Source organism: Streptomyces sp. NPDC018031 (assembly GCF_044327625.1).
In the GTDB taxonomy this organism is placed as follows: Bacteria; Actinomycetota; Actinomycetes; order Streptomycetales; family Streptomycetaceae; genus Streptomyces.
Genome location: NZ_JBIRFT010000024.1, coordinates 35,032 through 57,591, shown reverse-complemented (window position 1 = coordinate 57,591; position 22,560 = coordinate 35,032). Strand labels below are relative to the sequence as shown.

At 69.6% G+C, this 22,560-nt stretch carries 17 protein-coding genes; 12 read left to right on the top strand and 5 right to left on the bottom strand.

Annotated features, from left to right (window positions below; translation table 11 throughout):
• Positions 1–197 precede the first annotated feature (197 nt).
• The 11 genes from ACH4B3_RS31690 to ACH4B3_RS31640 all read left to right on the top strand — a co-directional run bounded on the left by ACH4B3_RS31690 (position 198) and on the right by ACH4B3_RS31640 (position 12,593).
• A complete protein-coding gene (locus ACH4B3_RS31690) occupies positions 198–458 on the top strand; it encodes a hypothetical protein (protein ID WP_398468765.1) in 261 nt (86 codons plus the stop codon).
• A complete protein-coding gene (locus ACH4B3_RS31685; protein WP_398468763.1) occupies positions 455–2,215 on the top strand; it encodes a DUF2637 domain-containing protein in 1,761 nt (586 codons plus the stop codon). The genes ACH4B3_RS31690 and ACH4B3_RS31685 overlap by 4 nt, the downstream gene beginning before the upstream one ends.
• Positions 2,216–2,572: 357 nt before the next feature.
• Complete coding sequence (locus ACH4B3_RS31680; protein WP_398468761.1) at positions 2,573–4,690, top strand: hypothetical protein; 2,118 nt, start codon at positions 2,573–2,575, stop codon at positions 4,688–4,690.
• A 146-nt stretch (positions 4,691–4,836) separates the two neighbouring features.
• A complete protein-coding gene (locus tag ACH4B3_RS31675; protein WP_398468823.1) occupies positions 4,837–7,266 on the top strand; it encodes a DNA translocase FtsK in 2,430 nt (809 codons plus the stop codon).
• Positions 7,267–7,268: 2 nt separating this feature from the next.
• On the top strand, positions 7,269–7,571 hold the full coding sequence (locus ACH4B3_RS31670; RefSeq protein ID WP_398468759.1) for a hypothetical protein: 303 nt from the start codon (positions 7,269–7,271) through the stop codon (positions 7,569–7,571).
• Between the two features lie 114 nt (positions 7,572–7,685).
• Complete coding sequence (locus ACH4B3_RS31665; RefSeq protein ID WP_398468757.1) at positions 7,686–8,312, top strand: hypothetical protein; 627 nt, start codon at positions 7,686–7,688, stop codon at positions 8,310–8,312.
• 102 nt (positions 8,313–8,414) lie between these two features.
• On the top strand, positions 8,415–9,164 hold the full coding sequence (locus ACH4B3_RS31660; protein ID WP_398468756.1) for a hypothetical protein: 750 nt from the start codon (positions 8,415–8,417) through the stop codon (positions 9,162–9,164).
• A 294-nt stretch (positions 9,165–9,458) separates the two neighbouring features.
• Entirely contained in the window at positions 9,459–9,875 is a 417-nt protein-coding gene (locus ACH4B3_RS31655) for an NUDIX domain-containing protein (RefSeq protein WP_398468755.1), read from the top strand.
• Position 9,876: 1 nt separating this feature from the next.
• The gene (locus ACH4B3_RS31650; RefSeq protein ID WP_398468754.1) at positions 9,877–10,170 is read left to right on the top strand and encodes a hypothetical protein; all 294 of its coding nucleotides are present in this window, start codon (positions 9,877–9,879) and stop codon (positions 10,168–10,170) included.
• A 478-nt stretch (positions 10,171–10,648) separates the two neighbouring features.
• Positions 10,649–11,899 (top strand): hypothetical protein, encoded by a 1,251-nt coding sequence (locus tag ACH4B3_RS31645; protein ID WP_398468752.1) that lies wholly within the window; start codon positions 10,649–10,651, stop codon positions 11,897–11,899.
• 493 nt (positions 11,900–12,392) lie between these two features.
• A complete protein-coding gene (locus tag ACH4B3_RS31640; RefSeq protein ID WP_398468750.1) occupies positions 12,393–12,593 on the top strand; it encodes a hypothetical protein in 201 nt (66 codons plus the stop codon).
• A gap of 119 nt (positions 12,594–12,712) precedes the next feature.
• Here ACH4B3_RS31640 and ACH4B3_RS31635 read toward each other — a convergent pair whose 3' ends face one another.
• The 3 genes from ACH4B3_RS31635 to ACH4B3_RS31625 all read right to left on the bottom strand — a co-directional run bounded on the left by ACH4B3_RS31635 (position 12,713) and on the right by ACH4B3_RS31625 (position 16,982).
• Complete coding sequence (locus ACH4B3_RS31635; protein ID WP_398468749.1) at positions 12,713–13,639, bottom strand: hypothetical protein; 927 nt, start codon at positions 13,637–13,639, stop codon at positions 12,713–12,715.
• 375 nt (positions 13,640–14,014) lie between these two features.
• Complete coding sequence (locus ACH4B3_RS31630) at positions 14,015–15,037, bottom strand: S1 family peptidase (RefSeq protein ID WP_398468747.1); 1,023 nt, start codon at positions 15,035–15,037, stop codon at positions 14,015–14,017.
• A 1,129-nt stretch (positions 15,038–16,166) separates the two neighbouring features.
• Complete coding sequence (locus ACH4B3_RS31625; protein ID WP_398468745.1) at positions 16,167–16,982, bottom strand: hypothetical protein; 816 nt, start codon at positions 16,980–16,982, stop codon at positions 16,167–16,169.
• A 305-nt stretch (positions 16,983–17,287) separates the two neighbouring features.
• On the opposite strand from ACH4B3_RS31625, the gene ACH4B3_RS31620 reads away from it, so the two are divergent.
• Positions 17,288–17,980, top strand: a complete 693-nt coding sequence (locus tag ACH4B3_RS31620; protein WP_398468743.1) for a DUF4232 domain-containing protein — start codon at positions 17,288–17,290, stop codon at positions 17,978–17,980.
• 1,462 nt (positions 17,981–19,442) lie between these two features.
• Here the strand turns inward: ACH4B3_RS31620 and ACH4B3_RS31615 are convergent.
• Both ACH4B3_RS31615 and ACH4B3_RS31610 read right to left on the bottom strand, forming a co-directional pair.
• Positions 19,443–20,603 carry a ParB/RepB/Spo0J family partition protein gene (locus ACH4B3_RS31615; protein WP_398468741.1) on the bottom strand — a complete coding sequence of 387 codons (1,161 nt, stop codon included), beginning with the start codon at positions 20,601–20,603 and terminating at the stop codon, positions 19,443–19,445.
• Positions 20,600–21,847: a ParA family protein gene (locus ACH4B3_RS31610; protein WP_398468739.1), complete on the bottom strand. Its 1,248-nt coding sequence runs from the start codon at positions 21,845–21,847 to the stop codon at positions 20,600–20,602. The genes ACH4B3_RS31615 and ACH4B3_RS31610 overlap by 4 nt, the downstream gene beginning before the upstream one ends.
• Positions 21,848–22,560: the final 713 nt, after the last annotated feature.

The following is a 22,560-nucleotide window of genomic DNA, read 5'->3' as shown; positions in this document are numbered from 1 at the left end:
CCCCGGCTGGAGTCGACCTCCGGCCGGGGCCGGCGGTTCTCCCACTCCGCCACGACCGATCAGGCCGTGGCGGAGTCGGAGAGCCGGAACGGCTCGGCAAAGCAAAGAGGCCCCGTGCGAGGGGGCCTCTCCTTTGTTCTCGCGATCCGCTGACAAGGAGCGATTCGCATGGCCAACGCTACCAGCGGGGGTGCCCGGTGAGTACTACCGCAGCCCCGGCCCCCGACAAGGCAACGGACGACACGTACGTGGCACACAGCCCCTTCGCGGCGCTGCTGGCCACGGTCATCGCTGTGGTCGCCACCGTCCTGGCCTTGTTCGACCTGTTCGCGAACGGCCTGTGGCCCACCTGTCTGCACGTGGCCGTCGGCCTCGCCGTCTTCGGCGCGGTCCGGCTGTGCGTGGGCCTGGCCCTGGAACCGTTCATCCCGACCGACGACCCGGAGAGCACCACATGACCGCCGTCGACTTCCGCAAGCCCGACGTGATCCGCCCGGACGGCGACGATGACCAGCACTCCTGGGACGTCCCCGCCCCGGCCGACCACTCCGACTACCCCGACCACAACGACGACCAGGAGCAGCTGAAGCTGGACGACGCCCCGGAGGCCGGCACTGAGCCGGACGACGACCCGCGCGCCATGCGGCTGCTCGCCGTCATCGCCGGAGTCGGCGGCCTGGTGCTCGCCGGGATCGGCTTCACCGGCTCTTACGACACCCTGCGCAACCTCGCGGAGGACAAAGGCTTCGGCCTCTTCTCCTACGCGTTCCCCATCGGGATCGACGCGGGCATCCTCGTGCTCCTGGCGCTCGACCTCTACATGATGCGCAAGCGGATGCCGCTGCCGATCCTGCGCTGGGCAGCCCACGGGCTGACCGCCGCCACGGTGGCGTTCAACGCCGCTGCCCCCCGGGGGCCGTGGACGGCCGACCCGCTCGCGGCCTCCATGCATGGTGTCATCCCGGTGCTGTTCGTCATCGCGGTGGAGGCCGCCCGCCACTACATCGGCCGGATGGCCGACCTGCTGGCTGGTGAAGCCCCGCTCGGGTCGGTCCCGCTGACCCGGTGGCTCCTCTCCCCGCTGACCACGCCCCGCCTGGCCCGCCGGATGCGGCTGTACAACCTCCCCTACAAGGAGGTCGCCGCTCAGCACCAGCAGCTGCGGATCTACCGCGAGGGCCTGCGCCAGAGGTACGACGGCAACGAGCAGGGCTGGCGGAAGGCGGCGACGGCGAACGAGATGTTGCCGTTCAAGTTGGCGCCCTTCGGGTTCAGCGTGGAGCGTGCCCTCGCGGTGCCGCTGGAGGAGGAGACCAAGCGGATCGAGAGGGAGGCGCAGGCCGCCGTTCAGCGTGCCGAGGCCGAGATTCAGCGAGTGAAGACCGATGTTCAACTCGGAGCCGCTCGCATTCAGGCGGAGGTCGACAAGATCCGCGGCGAGGGTCAGCTGAAGATCGCCAAGGCCGAAGCGGAACGGGAGGCTCAGGCGGAGATTCAGCGCGCCGAAGCCGATGCTCAACTCCGTGAGGCCAAGCGTCAGCACGCGCTCAAGCTCGCTGAGGACCAGGCAGCGGCCGAGGCGCAGGCGCTCGCCGACGAGACCGAGAAGCGCCGCACCCTCGCCCAGATCGAGCGGGAGAAGGTGCAGGCCAGTTGGGGTCTGGAGAAGCAGCAGATGGCCACGGAGGCCACCGAGGCCGAGCGCCGGATCCAGGCGGATGCCGCCGCCCGCGCTCAGCGCGACGAGGTCGCCCGCAAGGCCGGCATCGCGGAGCAGGAGCGGCGCCGGGCGGAGGCCGAAGCCGCGGCCAAGAAGGCCCTCGAAGAGGCTGCTGAACACGAGCGGAAGGAGGCTGAACACCGCGCCGCGACGGTGAACGCGACCAAGGAGGAGCAGCTCGCCAACGAGGAAATCGCCGCCTCGAAGGCCCGCGAGGAGGCTGCGGTCGAAGAGGCCGCGGAGCGTCGGGCGCGTGCTGCTGAGCACGAGGCCCGCGCGGTCGAAGCCGCCGCCCTGGCCCGCATGAACCAGGTCGACTGGGACGTCCAGAGGGTCGTCGCGATGATCCAGGCCCGGGGCGAGAGCGCGGTGACCGTCCGCGTCATCGCCGACGAGCTGGGCATCTCCACCGGCTCCGCGCAGGACCGCAAGACCCGCGCCGTCGACCTGCTCAAGGGCGGTGGCACTGAGGCTCCGGAGCAGGCCGCGGCCTGAAAACGGAACCTGATCGAAGGTCCTCCTGGCCCTCACGGTCGCCCCTCGCAGCGCCTCTCCGGCACACCGCCGGACGGGGTGGCTGTCGGGGGTCGGCCGCGGCCGCCAGACCGACCACTTCACCCGCTCCACCCAGCACGATCCGGCCCACCAGCGGCCCGGAAGGCACCTTTTGCACCCTGACCCCGCCGTTTACGGAAAGTAGCGGCGAGGCGAGGCGAAGCGAGGCGAGGCGAGGGAAAGACCCCCTCCCAGCCCCCCTGCTGCGCCCTCCAACCGGGGGTGCCGGAGGGTCTCTGCCCTCACCTCGCGTCGCCTCGCCTCTCCTCTCCGCTACACATTGTGAGGAGATTCGTCGTGGCAGACACCGCGACCGCGCCCCCGGACACCACCGCCGGCGGCACCACCACCGAGGACACCCACACCGCCGAATACACCGTCGTCACCGAGCCTTTGGAGACCACGGACCCGGCTCCGGAGCAGAAGAAGACCAGCCGCAGACGCCCCCAGGCGCTGCCGCTTCTCGTCCACGGCACGAACGCAACCGGAATCGCTACGGGCATCGCCTACGGCGTCGCCGGAGTGCCCGGACTCATCGCCGCGGGCGCTGCCGGAGTGGCTGTCGCCGCTGCCGCGCTGGCCGGGCGCAAGAAGCGCTCGAAGGTCTCCGCCGCCCGCAAAGCCGCCACCGCGAACCGCTCCGGAGGCGGCTCCGGCCGGGCCGGCGGGGGCGCGGGCAAGGGCGGTTTGCTCGGGCGCGGTGGAGGTCGCGGCCGGTCAGGCGGCGGCGGGTCCGGCGGCGGCCGGATGAACAGTCGCGGCGGCCGGTTGAACGGCACCGGCGGCAAGATGAACAGCGCCGAGAGCGGCGCTGGACGCCGCCCGGGCGGCGGCCGACACGCCGCCGGCGGCGGCACCGGCGGGTCCGGGGCCGGGAAGAACGGACGCGGCCTGGGCGGTCTGCTCGGCAAGGGCGGAGGCCGCGGCAAGGGCGGCCTGGGCGGCAGAGCCACCAGCCCCGCCGCCAACACCCCCAAGGGCACCGGGGGCGGCAAGAACGGCCCCGGCGGGAGCAGCGGCGGCGGGAAGGCCGGCGCCGGTCAGCAGTCTCACACCGGCAAGGCGTGGCAGACCCTCAAGGGCTGGGGCAACAAGATGCGCCGCAAGAACGGCGGCGCGGGCACCGGCAGCTCCGGGAGCGCCGGTTCCTCCGGCGGCTCCAGCGGCTCCGGCTCCGGGTCGGGCTCCGGCTCCAGCGGCAAGGGCACCACCACCCCGGCGAAGTCCCGCCTCGGGCGCGCGATGCAGAAGATGCGCGGCTGGGCGGGCAAGCTGCGCCGCTCCAAGAAGGGCAAGGGCGGCACGTCCGGCGGCGCCAGTGGTTCCGGCACCAAGGCCGGTACGGCATCGGGCCGCCTGTACCGGATGCGCCGCACGGCCGCCCGCAAGCTCGGGCACTGGGCCCGCTGCGCCGGAGCCGGGTTCCTCGCCGGACTCGCCGGGCTCCTCACGCTGCCGCTGGGAATCCTGTGGGGCACCTGGCGCCTGCTCACCAAGCACCGCGACCCGCTCGCCGGGTTTGCCTTCCCCGTCCGGACCGCCGGACGGATCTGGCGGTTCTTCTTCCGCCGCTCCAAGACCCGCCACGACAAGGAAGCCAAGGCGGACCGGCTCAACCTCACCGTCAACGACCCCCGGAAGGACACCGACCCCATGACCGGACCCTCTCTCGCCGCCGGCACCAGCGTGCTGGACGGCAACAACTCCAAGTTCGCCCTGGCCATGCGCGCCACGCACTCCGCGTACACCGGCTACAGCCCGACCAGCATGATGGAGGTCGCCGCCGAGTACGCGGGCCTGCCCAACGGCATCCGCGCCGCGGCGATGGCCGTGCAGCAGATGGCCGTCAACTTGGACCAGAAGTACCCGTGCTCCAAGCGGGCCCTCGCCAAGCTGACCGAGGCGTACCAGCGGATGGTCAACGCCGCCTCACGTGCGGAGAACACGGTCGTCCTGTTCCGCTTCGCCCACGCTTTCGACATCGAGCGGATCGTCGCTCCGAGGACGAACGAGTGGATGTGGAACGTCACCCCGAACGGGTCGTCCGCGTCCGAGGCCGCGATGTTCCAGCCCGGCCGGATCGAGTCCGGGTGCGTCCTGATGGCCGTGCTCTACCGGACCTTCGACCCGGTCCACATGATGCAGGTCGGCTCCGAATACCAGGGCATCGGCTACGGGCTCAACGCCCTGGCCGACGCGATCGACGCCCTGCACCAGCGCACCCGCGACCTGTACCCGGTCGACGACCGAGTCACCGACGAGCTCGGCACGCTGGTCCAGATGATCCGGGCGGCGGCAGACGACGCCGACATGGCGGCGAAGCTGTTCCTCGAGGACCACCGCCTGGAGATCAGCCACAACACCAACCCCCGCAAGGGCCCGGCCGCCGAGTCCATGTGGAACACCCCCCGCTGACCCACCAACCTGCACGACCCGCACCACCAGGAGCCGGTGGCCGCCCCCAAACCCGTGGGCCGGCCACCGGCTCCCTTGCTGCCTATCCACCTTGTTGCTGCCCCCGCCCCGCCTTCCTGACCAGGACGGAGAACCTTCCCATGTCGATGCGTCACTGGGACTGGTCGCTGCCCAGCGGCCACACCACCTTCCTCGGATACGCCAGCGAGACCACCGCCTCGATGGTGATGCTCGCCCCGATCACCGGACTGCCCTGGCAGACCGCCGCCATCACCCTCACCGGCGCGGCCGCCGCCGGCACCGTCCACGACCTGCGCGAGGGCACCACGGTCGGCACCCTCACCACCCGCGCCCTGTCCTGGGTCACCGCGGCCGGATGGGCGTCCTGGGCGCTGGCGACCGCGCCCCTGACCTCCACCGGCTGGGCGACCAGCCTGGGACTTGCCGCCGTCGGCATCGCCGCGAACGCGTCCGCGACCCGCTCGGAGTCCACCCGCTCCGAGCGCAAGCGGCTGCTCAAGCTGCGCCGCGAGTCCGTCGGCATCCTGCACGACTGGGAAGACCGCATGAATCGCGTCGCCCGGGTGGATAACTGCGTCGGCAAGGACGTCCAACACTGGCCCGGGAAGGTCGGCTACACCATCGAGATCGACCTGCCCTCCGGCGGTATGAACGTCGACGACCTCAACGGCTACGGACCGAAGTTCGCCGCCGACCTGCGCCTGCCCGACGGCTGCGGTGTCGAGATCTTCCCCGGCGCCAACCGCGGCACGATCCTGATCGAGGTCACCCTCAAGGACGTCATCAGCCAGGACATCAACTACCCGGAGGACTTCTCCGAACTCACCCTGACCGAGCGGTTCCCCTTCGGTCTGCACCGCAACGGCCAGGAAGCGCTCGGCAGCCTCTGCAACGACTGCGGCATCCTCATCGGCGAGACCGACGCGGGCAAGACGAACACGCTGCGCGTCGTCACCGCCCAGCTCGCCCGGATGCCCGACGCGCTGATCTGGGCCATCGACATCACCGGCGGCGGCGTCGCCCTCCCCTGGATCACCCCGTGGGCCACCGAGGGCCTCGCTTCCGCGCCGGTCGTCGACTGGATCGCGCACACCGAGGACGAAGCCCGGCTCATGCTCAAGATGGCCGGGGAGATCATCGCCGCCCGCAAGGCCGGCTACCAGCAGCTCATGCGGGAGAAGAAGACCGACAACAAGCTACCGATCTCCCACGAGATCCCCGGCATCGTCATCATCTGTGACGAGACCGCCTCCCTCCCCTTCGACGTCAAAGAGGGCCTGGACAAGGTCGCCGAAGAGGGCCGCGCCATGCGCGTGCGCAACCTCGTCTGCGGCCTGCGCGCCACACAGGACGTCGTCACCGCCACCATGAAGATCCAGGCGAAGTGGCGCGTGGGCATGACCGTCTCCGACGCCGAAGAACTCGCCTACCTCTTCCCCGGCTACATCAAGATCGACCCGAAGGACGCGCCCGTCGCGGGCGCCGGCTGGACGATGCACACCCGCCTCGGGCCCAAAAAGCCCACCGCGATGAAGGTGTGGCGCCTGGTCGACGAGCTCACCGACAAGATCTGCGCCGCGACCGCCGCACGGCGGCCCAAGCTGGACCAACTGTCCGCCTCGGTGGAAAGCGGCGCGTTCTACCCGCAGCGGTGGGCGCGTACGCTGCCCGACCTCTACAAGGGCCAGCAGCTCACCGAGCCCGCGCAGTACGCCATCGACAACGCCGGGGAGATCATCGACGCCTCCACCCTGCTCGCCTCCGACCCGGCCGCGCCCAAGGCGGCCGGCACCACCCCGGTGGCCCCGGCCGCCTCGGTGCCGCAGGGATTCGAGGGCTTCGGCGGCGCGGCGGAGCTGTTCGCCGCCGTCGACGCCACCCTCGACCCGACCGCCGGGCCGATCACGGTACCCGCAGGCCCGGCGCCGGCTCCGGCCGCCGCCCCGCAGGCGGCACCACTCCCCCGCCCCGCCCGCCCGGTCGACCCGCGCGAGAAGGGCTGGGAGCTCCTGGTCGCCGCCGGCGAAACCGGCTACACGCCCAAGGCCCTGCACGACATGCTCAAACAGCTTCTGGGCGACGACGCCACCCCGGCGCCGCGTACGGTCGGCGGCTGGCTCCAGACCTGGGCCAAGGACGGCAGGGCCATCAAGGACGACTCCGGGCAGTACACCCGGTACATCGCCCGCGAGGCCGCCGCCCAGCAGCCCAGCACCGCCCCCATCGAACCGGCCGGGACGGCGCTGCCCGAGGGCCTGGACGGCGCCCTGGTCCTCCAGGCCGTCGACCTGATCGTGTCCACCCAGTTCGGGTCGACGTCGATGCTCCAGCGCAAGCTGCGCATCGGCTTCGCCCTGGCGGAGACGCTGATGGACTACCTCCACCAGCTGGACATCGTCGGCCCCTCCGACGGCTCCAAGGCACGCGAAATCCAGGTCTCGACTGACGACCTGGACGTGGTGAAGATGAGGATGGCCGACGAACTCGGCTTCACCGCGCGCGACTTGGACGCGATGGGGCTCGCGGCCGCCGCCGCTTCGCACACCAAGGAGTGACCATGGAGACAACGGATGAGGAGATCGAGCGCCTAGAGGCCGAACGGCACTCCTACAGCGAAACCTTCAAGAACACCTCCGAGGCCGACACAGTCACCCGCGCGCACCTCCAGTCGGAGATGGACCGGCGCACCGTCCGGATCCAGGAGCTCCAGCAGCACCAGCCGCTGGGGTTCTTCGCCCGCTGGGGCCTGCGCGCCGCCGCCATCGCGGCAGTCTGGGGCGCGTTCGAGTTCGGCCCGTGGTGGGTGAAAGTCGGCCTCGGCCTCCTCGCGGCGTTCCTCGCCTTCTACAGCCTCGGTTGATCCCCGCCCGCGCACCCCACGGCCCGCTCCGGGCCACCAGGACCCGCCCAGCCATCCCGGCCGGGCGGGTCCTTCGCGTTCCCCGCCACCCTCTCCCCCGTCAAGGAGCACTCCGTGGAACCCCGCGATCTCACCCTCACCGACTACCAGCACACCCTGCCGAACCCCAGCCCGGCCACCGCCGGCCTCCCGGTCGACGGGCTGGAGCAGATCTGGGCCCTGTTCCCCGAGGCCCGCCCCGGCGACCATCCGGCCGCACCCGCCCACGCCGTCGTCGGACTCCCCACCGACGAGGCGTACATGGCGCGCGTCTACGACCTGGTCCGCCGGGAGGAAGCCCTCCAGTACCTCCGCGCGCAGTACCAGCAGGCGGCCCTCACCCCGGTCCCGGTCCACGGTCAGATCATGGCCCCGGCGCCCACGCACCTGCTTCCGCCCGCCGCTCCGACCGCGCCGCAGCGAGCGATGCCGGCGTTCGTGTGGAAGTACAGCGCCATCGCCCTGTCGACCGGCGGCGGCATCGCGCTCGCCGGGGTCGGCGTCGGCGCCGCGGCCCCGACCCTCGCGCAGCTGCCCGCCATCCTCACCGCGACCGGCCAGGCCGTGATGAGCGTGGCCGGCCTGTTCGTGCTGATCTTCCTCGCGCTCGCCGTACGCGGAGCCTCGCGCGGCAACGGCGGGGGCGGCACCACGGTCCACATCCGCAAGGCGGTCTTCCGGCGCAACAAGTTCCACGGATGAGCCGGGCCGCCTGCCTCGTCCCCGCCCCGCCCGCTCCGGGCGTCGGGGACGGGACAGGCCGCCCGGCCCGCACCACCACCGTCCCGAAGGAGCAGCATCACCTTGGCACCCAACGACCCCACCCCGGCCGCCGACAACGACCCCACGAAGTCGACGTCGACGAAGAAGAAGTCCCGCCTCGCCGAAGCCCGCACCTGGTGGAACGGGGCGTGGGACGAGGGCGGCACCCTCCACGAGCTGTGGGAAGACGTCCGGCGCGCACCCGACGGCGGATGGCACGGCATGGCCAACTGGATCAAGGCCGCCGCCGCCATCACCGTGTTCTCGTCCGTCGTCCTGCTCTTCATCGGCGCCGTCGACGTCCTGCTGGACGCCACGCACCGCATCCTCACCGCCGTGCCGAACGTCCAGGTCGGCGACAACACCTCCACCGGCGTGTGGGCCACGATCGACAACCCGATCCGCTCCTACATCGCCGTCCACTCCACCGGCCTGCCGATCAGCGCCTCCACCGTCTACACCCTGTGGCAGGTCACCGGCCTGTTCGCCCTGATCGGCGGGTTCATCACCCGCAGCAACGGCATCCGGCTGACGTGGTTGGCATGGGGGTGCGCCAGCATCGCGATGGTCTGGACGACGACCCCGGACAGCTCGCGCACCGTCGCCACCGCCATCGCCGTCCTCGCTTGGACGACCACCTCGGCCATCGCCCTGCGCGGACTGAACCTGCGCCCGCGGGTCTTCTCCACCGTCCACACCGGCGCCCCGCAGATCACGGTCCAGCCGCAGATCCACATCCCGGCCCAGCCCGATGGCCCCGCCCCGGACAACGTCCGCCAGCTCGGCTGCTGATCCGGTCGCTCCGCCTGGCCACCGGCCGCCGCCGCCCGCACCCCGGGTGGCCAGCGGCCGGTGACCGGACAGGCCGACCGGCCTGAACTCCACCCGCGCCCGCCGCCCCGCCACCAGGCGCGGCGGGCGCATCCACGTCCACACGCCACCGACATGGAAGGTTCATCGTGCTCATCCAGAAGACCTTGGGCTCCTGCCTGGAGTGCCACGACGGCACACCCGCCGACCCGAGCACCTACACCGCTCCCCCGGCCAAGCACCTGCTGGCCGCCTGACCCGAGAGGACCCCAGCCCATGACCACCGACACCACCGCCGAGACGATTCGCTACACCGCTGACGTCGTCCTGCTCGCTGTCGGCCACGTCCTGCTGATCGAGCGGGGCTGGGCCCCGTTCGAGGGCTGCTGGGCGCTGCCTGGCGGTCACGTCGACATCGGGGAGACCAGCCTCGTAGCCGCCGGGCGCGAGCTGGTGGAGGAGGCCGGCATCACCGTCCCGCTCGCCGAGCTCCGGCAGCTGGGCGCCTACGACGCCCCCGGCCGCGACCCCCGCGGCCGGTACGTCACCGTCGCCTACACCGCCACCCTTTCCTCACCCCTCCCGCCGGCGGCAGGGGACGACGCCACCGCCGCCCACTGGTGGCCCCTGGACGCCCTCCCCGACCTTGCGTTCGACCACGCCGAGATCCTCGCGGACGCCGCGGCCCGCTGACGTGACCGACCGACTGCGCGCTGCCCTGCTGCTCGCCGCCGCCGTCCCGCTCGCCGGGGCGATGGCGGCCGCGGTGCTCAAGGCCGGCCACCTCACGCTCCACGCCGACCGGCACCACATCGCGATCACCGCCCGGCCCCGGCCGAACTGCCCGCACTGCCACGGTGACGGCGGCTGGTGGACCGGCGGCCCGTTCCCGGAGATGGAGGCATGCGGCTGCTGGGCGAACCGGCGCGAGCTGCGCATCCGGCTCTGGCCGGTCCGGCACCCCTGGCCGGACGAACCACCGTTCTGACCGGTCCCGCCCCGGGCCCCACGAGCCGGGGCGGGCCCCCGGGACGGCTATGGCACCGGCGAAAGGCCGGTCGCACTCTCACCCCTTCGAGCTTGGCAGGCCGACGAGGACCTGAAGGCCGATGACTTAGACGCACTCGAACTCGCCGCGTTCCTGTGCGAGCTCCAGGAAGACGTGGACGTGCCGGCGGGCTCCTGCCTGCGCTCGCGCAGATGGTCAGCACCGCAGCACGCCGGGCGGAGCAGATCGACCTTGACCGCGACGCCTCCTGCTACCGCCATGAAGCCGCCGCCTAAGGGGCCCCGTGATCACCACCCCCGCCCTGTAACGCCCGGAAATCGTCGCGTCGTTGTCGGCGCGGGAGCCTAGGGTTGGCCTCCCGATCGCACGAGCGGTCGACGCGTATCATGGGGAGATTTCGCACTTGCGCATACGAAGATTCGCGGGGGGAACGGCACTCGCCACCATCACCGCTTCAGTGACCCTGCTCGTCAGCCCTAGCCCGGCCCAGGCCTTAGACAGCATCGTGCTCCCGGTGACCTCACACTGGCAAACCCTCGCTGACAGCCAGCATGTCTACGTCTCTGCCCCCGGTCAGGACGCCGTGTTGGCCACCGACCACAACGGAAGAGTGATCAAGACCGTCGAGGGGCTCGACGGTGCCCGCGGCATGACACTCACGGCCGATGAGTCCCACCTGTATGTCGCCCTCCCTGATGCTGACGCCATCGCGGAGATCGACACCACCACCCTGACCGAAACCCGCCGCTTCCCTACAGGGACGGACACCCGACCGGAGAATCTCGCCGTCGCCGGCGGGCGGTTGTGGTTCTCCTACCAGGCGACACTCTTCGACGCCGGCATCGGGTCCATCGCCGTCACTGACGCCGCACCGGCCGTCGAACTGGACGACGACCCTGTGTGGTCCGGGAAACCCCGGCTCGCCTCGTCTCCGGGCGCCCCCGACCGGCTGGTCGCCGCGGAAAGTCTAGGTGGGGCGGGGATGCGGGTGTACGACGTGGCGTCGGGCACCGCCGAGGAGATTGCTTACACCGACGGCACCGGCGACGTCGAGGACCTCGCCATCACGCCGGACGGTCACAGCGCAATAACCGCGAACGGCGGTACCTATTACCACCAGCGGTGGGCGCTGCCGGACCTGGCAGAGGAAGCTCCATACGACACAGGGGCCTACCCCAATGCCGTCTCCATCGCTCCCAACGGCACCGTGGCCGCAGGTGTTATGGCCACCGGGGACTGGGAAATCTTCATCTACCGGCCCGGTGAAACGACCCCGTTCCGCACGGTCTCCCTGAATTACGGCCACTTGGAACTGCTGGACCGGGGGGTAGCCTGGGCGCCCGATGGCAGCCGCCTGTTCGGTACGCGTCGCCCGTACTCCGGCGAGATCATCCTCGACATCGTCACCGATGTGCACAAGGCGAACAGCAACATCGCCCTCGCCGCGCCCGCGACCTGCCCCCACGGACAGCCGGTGACGGTTGGCGGGAAGCTCACTTCCCTGGTGCCGTTCCCGGAGAACAAGGTAGTTACCGTCGCACGGGCCAATGGGCCCATCGCAACCGTGCAAGTCAAGCCCGACGGCAGTTTCGCCTTCACCGACCTGCCGCCCGACTACATGAGCTATGCCGAGTACGTCGTCACCTACTCGGGCGACGATACTCACGCACCCGGCCAAGCCACCGCAACGGTGGAGATCGTCCAGTAGGCAGCTGATCCGTCTGAGGGCCGGGCGGTCGACGCCCGGCCCCACCAGCTTGCCCGGCCCACGGGCGACTGACCCGCGAGCTCGCCCCTCCTTTTTGCGCGGACGTGGGCCGAGACGAGCACGGTCCTGGACAGGCCGGCCAGGCTCTTGTCGGCCAGCACGTCGAGAATCTTCTGATGCAGCCGGTCCCAGACTCCGGCCCGACCAGATCAGGAATTGGCGACGGACTGTCGAAGCCGAGACCGCAAGCGCCACCCGAGTCATTCTGGTCGAGCCCGAGTCGGGCCGACCAGCACCCTGTGGGAGGTCCTCGATCAGGTCACCGCCCGGCCCTCCCGGACTTGCCCATCCCGGCCAGCTCGGTCACTGTGACCCTCCCGAACCGCTGGGAGGCGAATGACCTGCGTCTTCTGCTCCATCGCTGCCGAGGAGGCCCCGGCTGTGCGTCCGTGAGTGTTCTGACGCTCTGGCGATCCGCCCCCGCCGCGGTGGTGTGCATGAGGGCCACCTCCTGGTGCTGCCCCGAGTCCATGCTGCCGACGCCGGGACAGACCTCGAGGTCACCGCCGCGGTCATGCGCCGCGCCGCCGAGCTGATGGTCGACCTCCCGGCCGCGAACCTCAAACACCGACCGAGCGGGCTGCGCTGCGAGGCGACTGCGATCCTCTGCGTCTCGAAGCCGGCCACCCGATGATCGCCCACGCTGCGGCAGGCCGGGCCTCCCCGAAGACCCCGGCATGACCCCTGCCCTCTAGGGTCCGTTTGCCGAGGCCAAGGACGAACCGGAAGCCACAGAGAGCGTATCGAGGAGGCTCAGCTCCAACTCAATGAGACCTCGGGCCACCGGCTGTACGGCACGGGCCGGCCGGTGTACGCGTCCAGGATCATGCGGTCGCCGAGATGTCGGTCCAGCTTCACCGTCACTGTCTCGCCGCGCATCTCGCCGGTGCAGTTGCCGTCGTCGGCATCAACGGTCGACGCGGACAGCACCACACTGCGGTCTGTCTCCAGCACGTCCACAAGCGGCCCGTCATCGCAGGATCCGTGGGTGGCCATCACGGTGACGGAGCGGCCGTCCTGCGCCATCTCGACCAGCCCGCCCAGTGCCGCGAGGGCGTCGGTCGCCACCCGCCGGACCGGCTCGACGGGTGGCTGGGGGAGCTTGGACGGGCGGATGGCCGCCCGCTTCAGCGGAGTGTCGTAGCCCTCCAGGGCGAAGTGCCAGGCGGGGACAGTCGCCGCGCCGCGGCTGGTGATCACGGTCATCTCGCCCAGTTCCGCTCCGGTCACCGTCAGGTGCCGTCCGGGACTGCTGTCGCGGTCCAGGGTCGCATAGGCTTCCTGGGCCTTCATCAGCGGCAGCGTGCGGGAGCCACTGCTCTTCCACCTCACGCGCCCGTCCCTGTGCGGGGAGGCGGGGAAGGTGCCGCGAAGGTCGAAGTTGCCGGTCTCGAAGGCGCGCTCGTCGGCCTCGTCGCGGAAGCCGCCCTCGGGTGTCTGGACCACCTCACCCATTGGGTGATAACCCCGGCGCCACTGCTCGGCGGCTTCGGACCCTTCCCAGGCGTCGGCGACCTGACGCGCCCTGATGTCCGGATCCGGCGCCGGCTCGCCGCGGCGGGTCTCCTCGTCGCGACTGCCGGCCTTCTCACCGGAGCAGCCGACGACGGCGCCGGCTCCCACGGCACATATGAGGAGTGCGGCGATCAGTCGGCTGGTGCGCGTGGTCTTCGTGGACATGGATCCTCCCGGGAGTCGGCGATGACGGGTGCTGGCGGTGCCGTGGAGCGCGGACACTTCGCCGCCCCTGTGACGTGCCGGCCTCGGACCGGGTTCGGCTGCGGGGCGTGTCCGGCCGCGTTCTTCACCGCACCGTGACCGGCGTCCGCGGCGCGGCCCGCACCGGCACGGAGTGGCTCCGGGGGTGGGCCCACTACGATCCGTCGCGGAACCCGCCCGCGGCGCCCTGGTCCGGGCACGAGCCCCGACCGGCACCGGCCCGGCCGGTTACCGTGCACTGGCCGGAGCGAAAGGCCGCATTGCCCGCCTCGCGGCACATCGCACGGGCAGTTGGCCAGGCCCGCGGCGAGCGATTGCCGAGGCGTGGATCGAGGTTCAAAAGACGCGCAGGTCATGCCTGATAAGCACGTCCTGAACGGGGTGGTAGTAGGAGACGCGGTCGGGCTGCGCGTCCGTGTCGCCGCAGGCCTCGTCGGCGTAGTTTCCACCGGAGTTGATGCCCAGCGCGGTGGTCCCGGTGAACATGGCGCCGCCACTGTCACCGTGCATCACGCAGAGGCTGGTCTCGATCATGTTGTAGAGGGTGACACCACCATCGAAGGTGACCGTGGTGCTCGGGTTGAGCACCATGCCGTCCCGGTCCTGGCTCACGGTGCCGACTCGCTTGACCTTCTCTCCGTCGGTGACCCAGCGGGAACTGGTGATCTGACCTTCGGAGCCGTCCTTGTACTGGATCGTGCCGTACGGGACGACGTCCGGGTTGGTGTAGTCGACGATGGCCCAGTCCCCGGGCTCGTCCTCCCAGTCGGTCACCGTTCCCAGCCTGATGTAGCCGTTGTGCCGGTACCAGGTGTAGTTCCCGTTGAGCATGCAGTGCCCGGCGGTGAGCATGAACCTCTCACCGGTGTCGTTCTGCACATTGAACCCCGAGCTGCACCGCCAGTTCGTGGAGACGATCCCGACCCCACCGCGCATGTCGTAGGAGGTCCGCTCCAGCTTGCCCGCGCGTGTCTCGATGCGCACGGCGCCCTGGTGCGCTGAGGCCACTCGCTCGATCCGGGCCCGGTCGGCGGCGGACACGCCGTCATGGATCGCGATGGACACCTGGTTGCCGGCCGGGTCGACTCCCCACGCGGTGTTGGGAATGCCTCCCAGCTGGTCCAGCTCGGCGTGGACGGAGTCGAGGTCGGCGGCGCTGTACTTCACAACCTCCGGCGTACCGCCTGCCTCGCGGACCGCTGCAGCGGCGTCCTGGTCGGTGACCGCGATCACGAGGCGTCCGTCCTTCTCGTAGACCCCAGCGGAGCGATCGTGCCCTAGCTCGGCGGCGATCGCGGCCGCCTTGCCGGGATCGGTGAGCGGCGCCGGCGCCGCCTGCGCGGCGGGTGAGACGAACACCGAGAACAGAGCACTGACCGCTGCGGCGCATCCAGTGCGGCGCATGTGGCGTCTTCGCATCTAAGTCCCCCCAATTCCGAAGACTGCGGCCGTGGTGAACGGCCGCGCACGGGGAGGTTGTCTACCGCGCGTTGCGGACAGGTGAACGCCACCTGACAGCTTCACCGCAGCAGCCGGGAGTGGCTGGACTTCGCGGATGTGTGGCTCGAACGGGTGTCCTCACACCTCGCGAACGGCGGGTCGGTGGGCTTTCGCCGGCCCCACACTCGGTGGCTGTGTTGTCGTGGACCGGGGACGTGACCACGTCCTCGGCGAGGGTGGCCTGGCCAAACTGCTGGGCGTTCTCGGACTGCCCAGCACCGGCGCTCGATCCCGGCGATCACAGCCGGAGCCAGCCGAGGTGGCTGCCACGCTGCCAGCGACTGCTCCCCTTGGAGGATGACCGTGAGGTGCCCGGTCTAGAGCTGGGCACGTACGCCCTGAGCTGCTGCTTGCGAGGTGGCTTCGGTCGTGCCGGGCCTCCTCTCGCTCGGCGGAGCGGGGCCTGCCAGGCGGCCGTCTATTCCTTGAGGGGCAGCTTCACCAGCGAGCGGGTAGCCCGCAGCGGGAGATCGCCAGAGCTCACCAGAGTCTGAGGTTCAGGTGCCAGGTCCAGCAGGTAGATATCTGCTGCGTGACCCAGCCCGTCGGCTTTCCATAGTGCCCGGCGACCTTCGGCTTGCCACCCAACTCTTCGACCATGGTTCGGATACCGAGAGCATGGTTGGGGTCGATGGCGGTTGACGGTAGAGGACACGCCCACGACGATCGTGGTCGCCAGGGTCCAAGGTCGACTCGCAGACCGTGCGGTCCTCGACGAACGCGCCCCAGGAGACGGCTGGGCTCGATCCAGGCAGGAAGAGCCCTGGCCGCAAGACAGGCATCGCCACCGACATCCATGGCCTGGCTATCGCCGACTGTTCCTGTCAGGCTTTACCGCGGTAAAGCCCAGCTTCCTGAAAGCGGTCCCTCTCGGGCACACGAACCCTTGCCTGCGGTGAAGAACGCCCCAGCTCACATCGAGGCGGTTGGGAACCCGGGCGCGGTGCGGCAGCGTGCGCCTTCCCACGGCCTCTGGCTGACTTCTCGATCACCGCGCATCGCTTGCGCTCAAGAGAGAGGCTGCCGCGGCGTAGGCGGCGTGGGCTTCATTGGTTCGCGCGGCGGGCCGGGCGGTGATTCGCGTGTGCCGGTCCAGGTGGCGGAGGGCAGCCCGCAGGTATGTCTCCAAGCTGGCCTGCTGGCGAGGAGTGGTGCAGTCGGCCAGCACGGCAGACGCTTCGTCCAGCCAGTAGTCCACGTCATCTCTCTCGTCGCCGGCGTCGAAGTCGGTGCGGTGGGCCAGGAGCCGGGTGGCGACGGCGGCCACCAACCGATGCCGTCGGGTGGCGGCTTGCTCCCGGCGTTGCTCGGCGGCTTGTCGACGGGCGAGTTCATGCTGGGCGGCGGTCACCGCTTCAGGAGTTCGGCGTACGGGTTGTCCGTCCACCATGAGGCTGGCACCTCGCAGCCGTTGTGCCTTGTTGTAGGCGGCGCTGGGCGTACGAACGGCTAGTGCACCTGCTAGGTCGGCCCATTCAGCCCCGGCTTCTCGGGCTGCGTCCACCGCGGCGGCCTGGTGCGGGTCGCACCGTTCCTTGAGTACCTCCCAGAGTCGTACCCGGATCAGAGCTGCCTCGCGACGGGCCTCGGGTGCGGCCGTCCGGAGTCTGTCGGAGTGCCGACCCGCCCAGACGAGGGCCCCGTACAGTTCCGCGTCGTCGGGCATGCCATCGGCGCTGCCAGCCTTCTCGTACACCTCGCGCATCTGGTTGACCAGAGCTGAGGTGTCGACGGGGCCGAGCCGTGTGCGGGGCCTGACCAGGGGCGCGACGGTCTGCTGGCGGCTGAGCTTCCTTTTCGCCATGAGTCGATTCTGCCCGGAACTCGATGATTCACATTCTGTGAATTGCCCTCAGCTCCGGTCCCGGGAACTGCGAGTGGTGAACGTGGGGCTAGGCGGGACTGGTGGGAACCGCGTACGGGAGCGCCATGTCCCAGGTGAGGAGCTCCAGACTGCCCGCGGTTCGACCCCTCCCGGTCGCGCGCGGTTGATTTGCGGAACGTGAGTGAGGCGTTTCCGGAACGTCAGTCCCTCCGGGAAAAGTGGTGTGCACACCGCGGGTCCGGCCAAGAACAGACGCCCGCACGAAACGCAGGGGGAACTTGAGCATGCGTACTTCTCGGATTCGTACCGCCGCCCTGGCCGCCGTCACCGCCGCGCTGGCGTTGGGGCTGACCGCCTGCGGCGGCTCCGACGGTGACTCGAAGGCGACCGGCGGCGAGACCGCCGCTGGTACCGCGCAGAGCCGGCCAGCGTCCGGCGGGGACGGTAAGGGCGGTGCGGAGCAGGCTGACAGCGGCGGTGACACCGACGAGGCCGCGCGCCCGACGACCGCCCCGGGCGGGACGGAGGAGGTCAGGAGCAAGGGCACGACGGCCGGCGCCCAGCAGTGTGTCGGGGACGAGATGCTGGTCACCGCGGTGCACCGGTTCGCCGGGCAGCAGGGCGACCACCTGCTCATCACCGCGTCGAACGAGGGCAGCACGCCGTGCTGGGTCACCTCCTACCCGGCGGTGAAGCTCGGCGACGTCGACGCCGTACTGCCGCACTCGACGAAGGACGACCCCGGCAGCGGCCGGCGTATCACGCTCAAGCCCGGCGGCAAGGCGTACAGCGCGGTGAACCTCTTCGACTACGGCTCGGAGAACCACACGGCGCAGTCCTTCGCCATCGCGCTGCGCGGCACCGGCGGCAACGACGGCCCCTTCTACTCCGTGGACAGCAAGGGCGAGGAGCCGCAGTTCAGCTGGAACGAGGCCGACGTGTTGAACTGGAACACCGAGAAGCCGTACGACTTCTGACGGCTCCACTCCCAATGGCCCGACAGAGCGCTAAGTCACAGACAGCATCGGCTGCTGGTGGTAGCGAAGCCGCACCAGGAGCCTTTGCTCGAGGAGCTGGAGAGCGACGGTGCTGGGCGTATGAAGGGCTCGGCCGCGCAGTTGGAGGTACGGACCGACAGCGTGGCCCGGCGCTGCTACGAGCGCTGGCCGGTGTGCAACAGCCCGCTGGTCTGGAGCCGGGCACGTGGGTGCGGAGACGTATCGGACCGTCGCGGGGTCGAGCCCGTCTGGCGGCCCGGCGCCGGGAGGAGGGTCAGTAGGGGAGGAGAACGGGCCCCTAGAGGAAGTGTGCCTGAGGCCGCCTCATGCTCATACAGTGCTTCGACTGCGCCTGCCCGATGCACGATTCGTCTCGACAGTGGCTGCGTTCAATCCCGTTGCCGCCTCCAGCAGGGCTGCCAGAGGGGTGTCGGTGTCGGTTTCTATTGCTCGGATCCGCGAGCCACATGTACGAGGCGCCCATCGGGCTTGCCGTCGTGCTGGATGATGGCGAAGCTCAACGCCCGCAGTTGGAACAGGACGACGTGAGGCGCGCACAGTTCCTCCTAGGACCGCACGTGCGAACGAGTTCAGGGCCGCATACCAGGGGGCTGTACTGCCTGGTGCTGCCGGGCCTGGGCGGGGCACAGCTCGTGAGCTGTGGCAGTCGGCGTCCCTTGGTGCCTTTACCGCGGTAAAGCAAACCTCCGACTCTCAGAGCATGCACGTAGGTGCCTGCCGCTGATCTGGCGTGGCGCCGTCCCGGTCCATGCGCCCGCCGGAAGTCCGTCTTGCGGGGGCTCGAAGCCGCGCCTTGCTGAGGGGGTAATTACAGCCGGCGCAGCGGTGCCGCCGGGAGGACAGTCAGAGCCTTCGGGTGGATCAGAACCACAGGCCCCGGCGATGCTCCGTCCGGCTCGCGGCTCGCGGCTCGCGCCGACCTGGCGGCGTCTGGGAGGCCAAGCTGACCTGCACCTGATCTCGCTTCGGTCGGATCCATTCGGTGTAGGTGAGCCGGACCTCCGCAGCAGACCGTCCACAGCTGCGTTCTTCGTACGGAGCCTGGACCTTCCGCGCACGTTCCCCTTGTGATCGGTCTTGGTGGGGTGAGCCGCTGTGGCTTTACCGCGGTAAAGCGATATGGGCCGCTGGTGCGGCTGCCTGCTCTGGGGCGTGGCTGGCATGTCGGAGAGTGCGTGGAACTTGAGGGGGGCGATGGCCGAAAGAACTCTGGGTTGTTCTGTGGTGCGTGGTCGTGAGACTCGCTGGCCTTGGGAGGTCGGTTGCATGGCAAGGCCCCGGTTCCTACCGCGTTCGCGGTTGGCCGGGGCCTTGCGTGATGTGATCGAGGCGTCTGGAGGGGAAGCGTCGGTTTGAGCGCTAACGGGTAAGTGATCCGCCCTCCGCTGCTTCACGGGCATGGGCGGGGCAACCGTCGGTGCTATGGCTGGAGGCCCAACTGCCGGTTGGTCGTGACCAGGCGTGTGGTCAGGAGGACCCGGTCCTCAGGTGTCATGCGCTCCATTACCAAGTTGTACATCTCGTTGGGGTTGTCCCAGGGAAGTGCGTCCACTGCGTGATCGACACCTCGTGTCTGGGCTGGCACTGCCGTTTCAGTGGCAGGTACATCGTGAACGTAGGAGGCGCTGCCGGCTGGTGCAATGGTGGGGGCGGGATGAGATGACGCAGGCCGTTGTCCCTCATCCGAGGCTTCGGTGACAGCAGAGTAATTTTCTGCGGGCGCAGCTTGCCGGTCTGCGGGCTGAGGTGGCTTTACCGCGGTAAAGCCGTGGCGCTTCGATGCCTGCCCAGAGGAGAGCTGTGAGGTGTCCGGTGTCGGCTGCTGCTTGCGAGGCGGCTTCGGTCGTGCCCGGTCCTCCTCTCTCTCGGCGGAGCGGGCCTGCCAGGCAGCCACCTGTTCCTCGACGGGGAGTTTCACCAGCGAGCGGGTTTCCCGCACGGGGAGGTCGCCCGAGCTCACCAGAGTCTGAAGTTCAGGTGCCAGGTCCAGCAGGTACATCTGCTGCGTGACCCAGCCCGCCGACTTTCCATAGTGTTCGGCGACCTTCGCCTTGCCACCCAGCTCTTCGACCATGGTCTGGATACCGAGAGCCCGCTCGATGGGGTCGAGGTCTTCACGGTCGTTGTTCTCTGAGAGAACCGCGTCCAGGAAGTCGGCGCGTGACGACGCGATCTCGTCGTCGATGACGACCTCGAGAGTCGGGAGTCCGGCGGCCTGGGATCCGCGGTAGCGCCGCTCGCCGTTGGCGATGACGTACTTGGCGTTCCCCAGTGCCTCTTCCTCATCTGGCCAGAGCCGGATGTAGGCCTCCCGTGTGACGGCTACCGCCGGCTGCAGCTGCTTCTTCTTCAGCTTCAGGCCGAACTCGACCAGGTCCTCGGGAGCGCCGAAATTACGGCGTGGGTTGAAACGCGTGGGCACCAGCTGTGCCAGAGGAAGGGTGCGGAGGCGGCTGTCCGGAGCTCCTGTCGTGGGTGCTCCGGTAGTGGCGGCGACCGCCTGCCGACGCGCACTGACCCCGCCGCGAGCTCGGTTGAAAGAGCTGCCCGTTCCCAGTTGATCCGCTACTCGGCTGCTCACGACACCTCCCTCGCCAGGGCTCGCATGGTGGTGGCCTGCTCACCGCGGGGGGCGAAAGATAGCAACGGCTGCTTCACACGCACCGCTTTGCGCTGGTCGGTCAGGTCACCGATGACGGCGACGACTCTCGGGTCCTTGATGTCTATCCACGCTTCAAGGGAGGACGTGGCGATGTACCCGCGTCGCGGGTCGTAAAGGTTGACCACGATGCCGAGATAGTCAACCTCCACCCCCATATCGTCACGGAGATCCTCGATCTGCGTGACGAGGAGGTCGTAGGCGTCGGCGCTGCTGTCCTCGGCCTGGACGACGATGAGAGGGCCGGAGCTACCGGGGTCCTCGTCCTCGCGCCGGCGGCCGTAGTAGATCGCGGTGTCCATGCTCAGCCCCAGGCTAGGTGGGCAGTCCACGATGATTTCGTCGTAAAGCGGCTCGATCGGCGCCAGCGCGCGTTCGAGCGCGGCTTCCCGGAAACGCACCTTGGACAGGGCGACGTCGAGGAGGAAACCGTCCTGGCAGCCCGGCAGCAGGTCCAAGCGGCCGCCGTACCGGGTGTCAGCGATGGGGACGATGAGGTCGCGGATGTCGCCCTTGGCCTCACCGGTCATGTGCTTGCTGAGGCTCTCCATATCCGGAGCCATGGGGATCTCTTGCTGCCCCAGTTGCTTGGTCAGGTGCCGCTGGGGGTCGAAGTCCACCAGCAGCGTGCGCCGCCCGAGGCCCGGAAGGTCTTCTACCTCCAGCGGGTCGTTCTCCGGCTGCTCGTTGAGCAGGGCAGCGAAGTGCTTGGAGATCCGCACCGGGTGCAAGGAGCCGGGATCCTCTGCAAGGGCCTCGCCAAGTCCAGCGGCCACGGCCGTCTTACCGACGCCGCCTTTCTGGTTGCAGACGATGCGTCGCCGCGGGTGCTTGGCGCGCTTCACGCTCGGAGCTGGGTTCTTCTCCAGCCAGAGGCGGACGGACTGGGCGAGTCCTTGGATCAAGGAGACGCGGCGGTCGGCGGCGGTCTGCCGGAACAGGTCCCATTGCCCGGCAGGTAGGAAGGTGGAGAAGGAATCGGCGCCGGAGGTGTCGACCTCGCTGGGGGTGGAGGCCAGAGAAACCCAGGCCTCAATGCCCTGCTCTACGGCGGATTGGATGTCAACGCCGAGCTGTGCGGCTCTGACCTTGAGGTCTTGCCGGAGCCATCCCGGCAGTTTGGAGACGACCTTTTCCCGGTCGTTGGAGGTAGCTGGAGGCGTCATGCCTGACACCTTACTAACGTCCAAGATCAACCTCCAAGGCGACACGTTAGGAAAGGCGTCCGAATGGTGGAGCGGTCGGCTTTACCGCGGTAAAGGCCCGAAGTAGCGGCGGCCTCCCTCCCCCGCGGACCCTGATACCTGGTCGTACAGCAAGTCCCGGCGAGCGTCGCGCCGCGCTGGCCAAGTGCCAGCCCGCAGTAAACGCCATTGCCTCCGGCTCACGGCAACCCTGGCGACGGAGCCGACGCCGACTGTCCCAATCCCGGAGCACGGAAACGCCAAGTGGTTCAGCCAAACCCGCCACACCTCGCTCGACGACTTGCCTGGAATGGTTCACCGGCGCAGCCCCCGATGCGAGCGGGGCTGAACCCTGCGCCGAAGCCGCCGCCGGCCCGGCACCGCTCACCACATGACGCCGGGCGCTTCCTGACCTAACGGCCCCTGCTCAGATCGAAGCTGCCCATCCAAGCCCTGGCCACGGTGACCATCACCCACAAAGGAATCCGGCTCTACCGGCCGGCCGCAGAGCACGCACCTGCGTGGACTTAGGACCATCCTTGCGGAGACCACGGTCCATCATCCGCCGTCTCCACTCGCAGGCGAGCGCACGGCCGATCCAGGGTTCAGCCCCGAAGGTGTCAACTGGAGCACCCGGGCGGCTATCACCAGCCCCGGGACGCGCGGATCGCGCTGGACAGTGCGCAAGAGCGCGA

Coding starts and splice junctions, on each gene's coding strand:
- ACH4B3_RS31685 (WP_398468763.1), top strand. CDS start 455: ATGACCGCCGTCGACTTCCGCAAGCCCGACGTGATCCGCCCGGACGGC.
- ACH4B3_RS31675 (WP_398468823.1), top strand. CDS start 4,837: ATGCGTCACTGGGACTGGTCGCTGCCCAGCGGCCACACCACCTTCCTC.
- ACH4B3_RS31670 (WP_398468759.1), top strand. CDS start 7,269: ATGGAGACAACGGATGAGGAGATCGAGCGCCTAGAGGCCGAACGGCAC.
- ACH4B3_RS31655 (WP_398468755.1), top strand. CDS start 9,459: ATGACCACCGACACCACCGCCGAGACGATTCGCTACACCGCTGACGTC.
- ACH4B3_RS31635 (WP_398468749.1), bottom strand. CDS start 13,639: ATGTCCACGAAGACCACGCGCACCAGCCGACTGATCGCCGCACTCCTC.
- ACH4B3_RS31625 (WP_398468745.1), bottom strand. CDS start 16,982: ATGGCGAAAAGGAAGCTCAGCCGCCAGCAGACCGTCGCGCCCCTGGTC.
- ACH4B3_RS31620 (WP_398468743.1), top strand. CDS start 17,288: ATGCGTACTTCTCGGATTCGTACCGCCGCCCTGGCCGCCGTCACCGCC.
- ACH4B3_RS31610 (WP_398468739.1), bottom strand. CDS start 21,847: ATGACGCCTCCAGCTACCTCCAACGACCGGGAAAAGGTCGTCTCCAAA.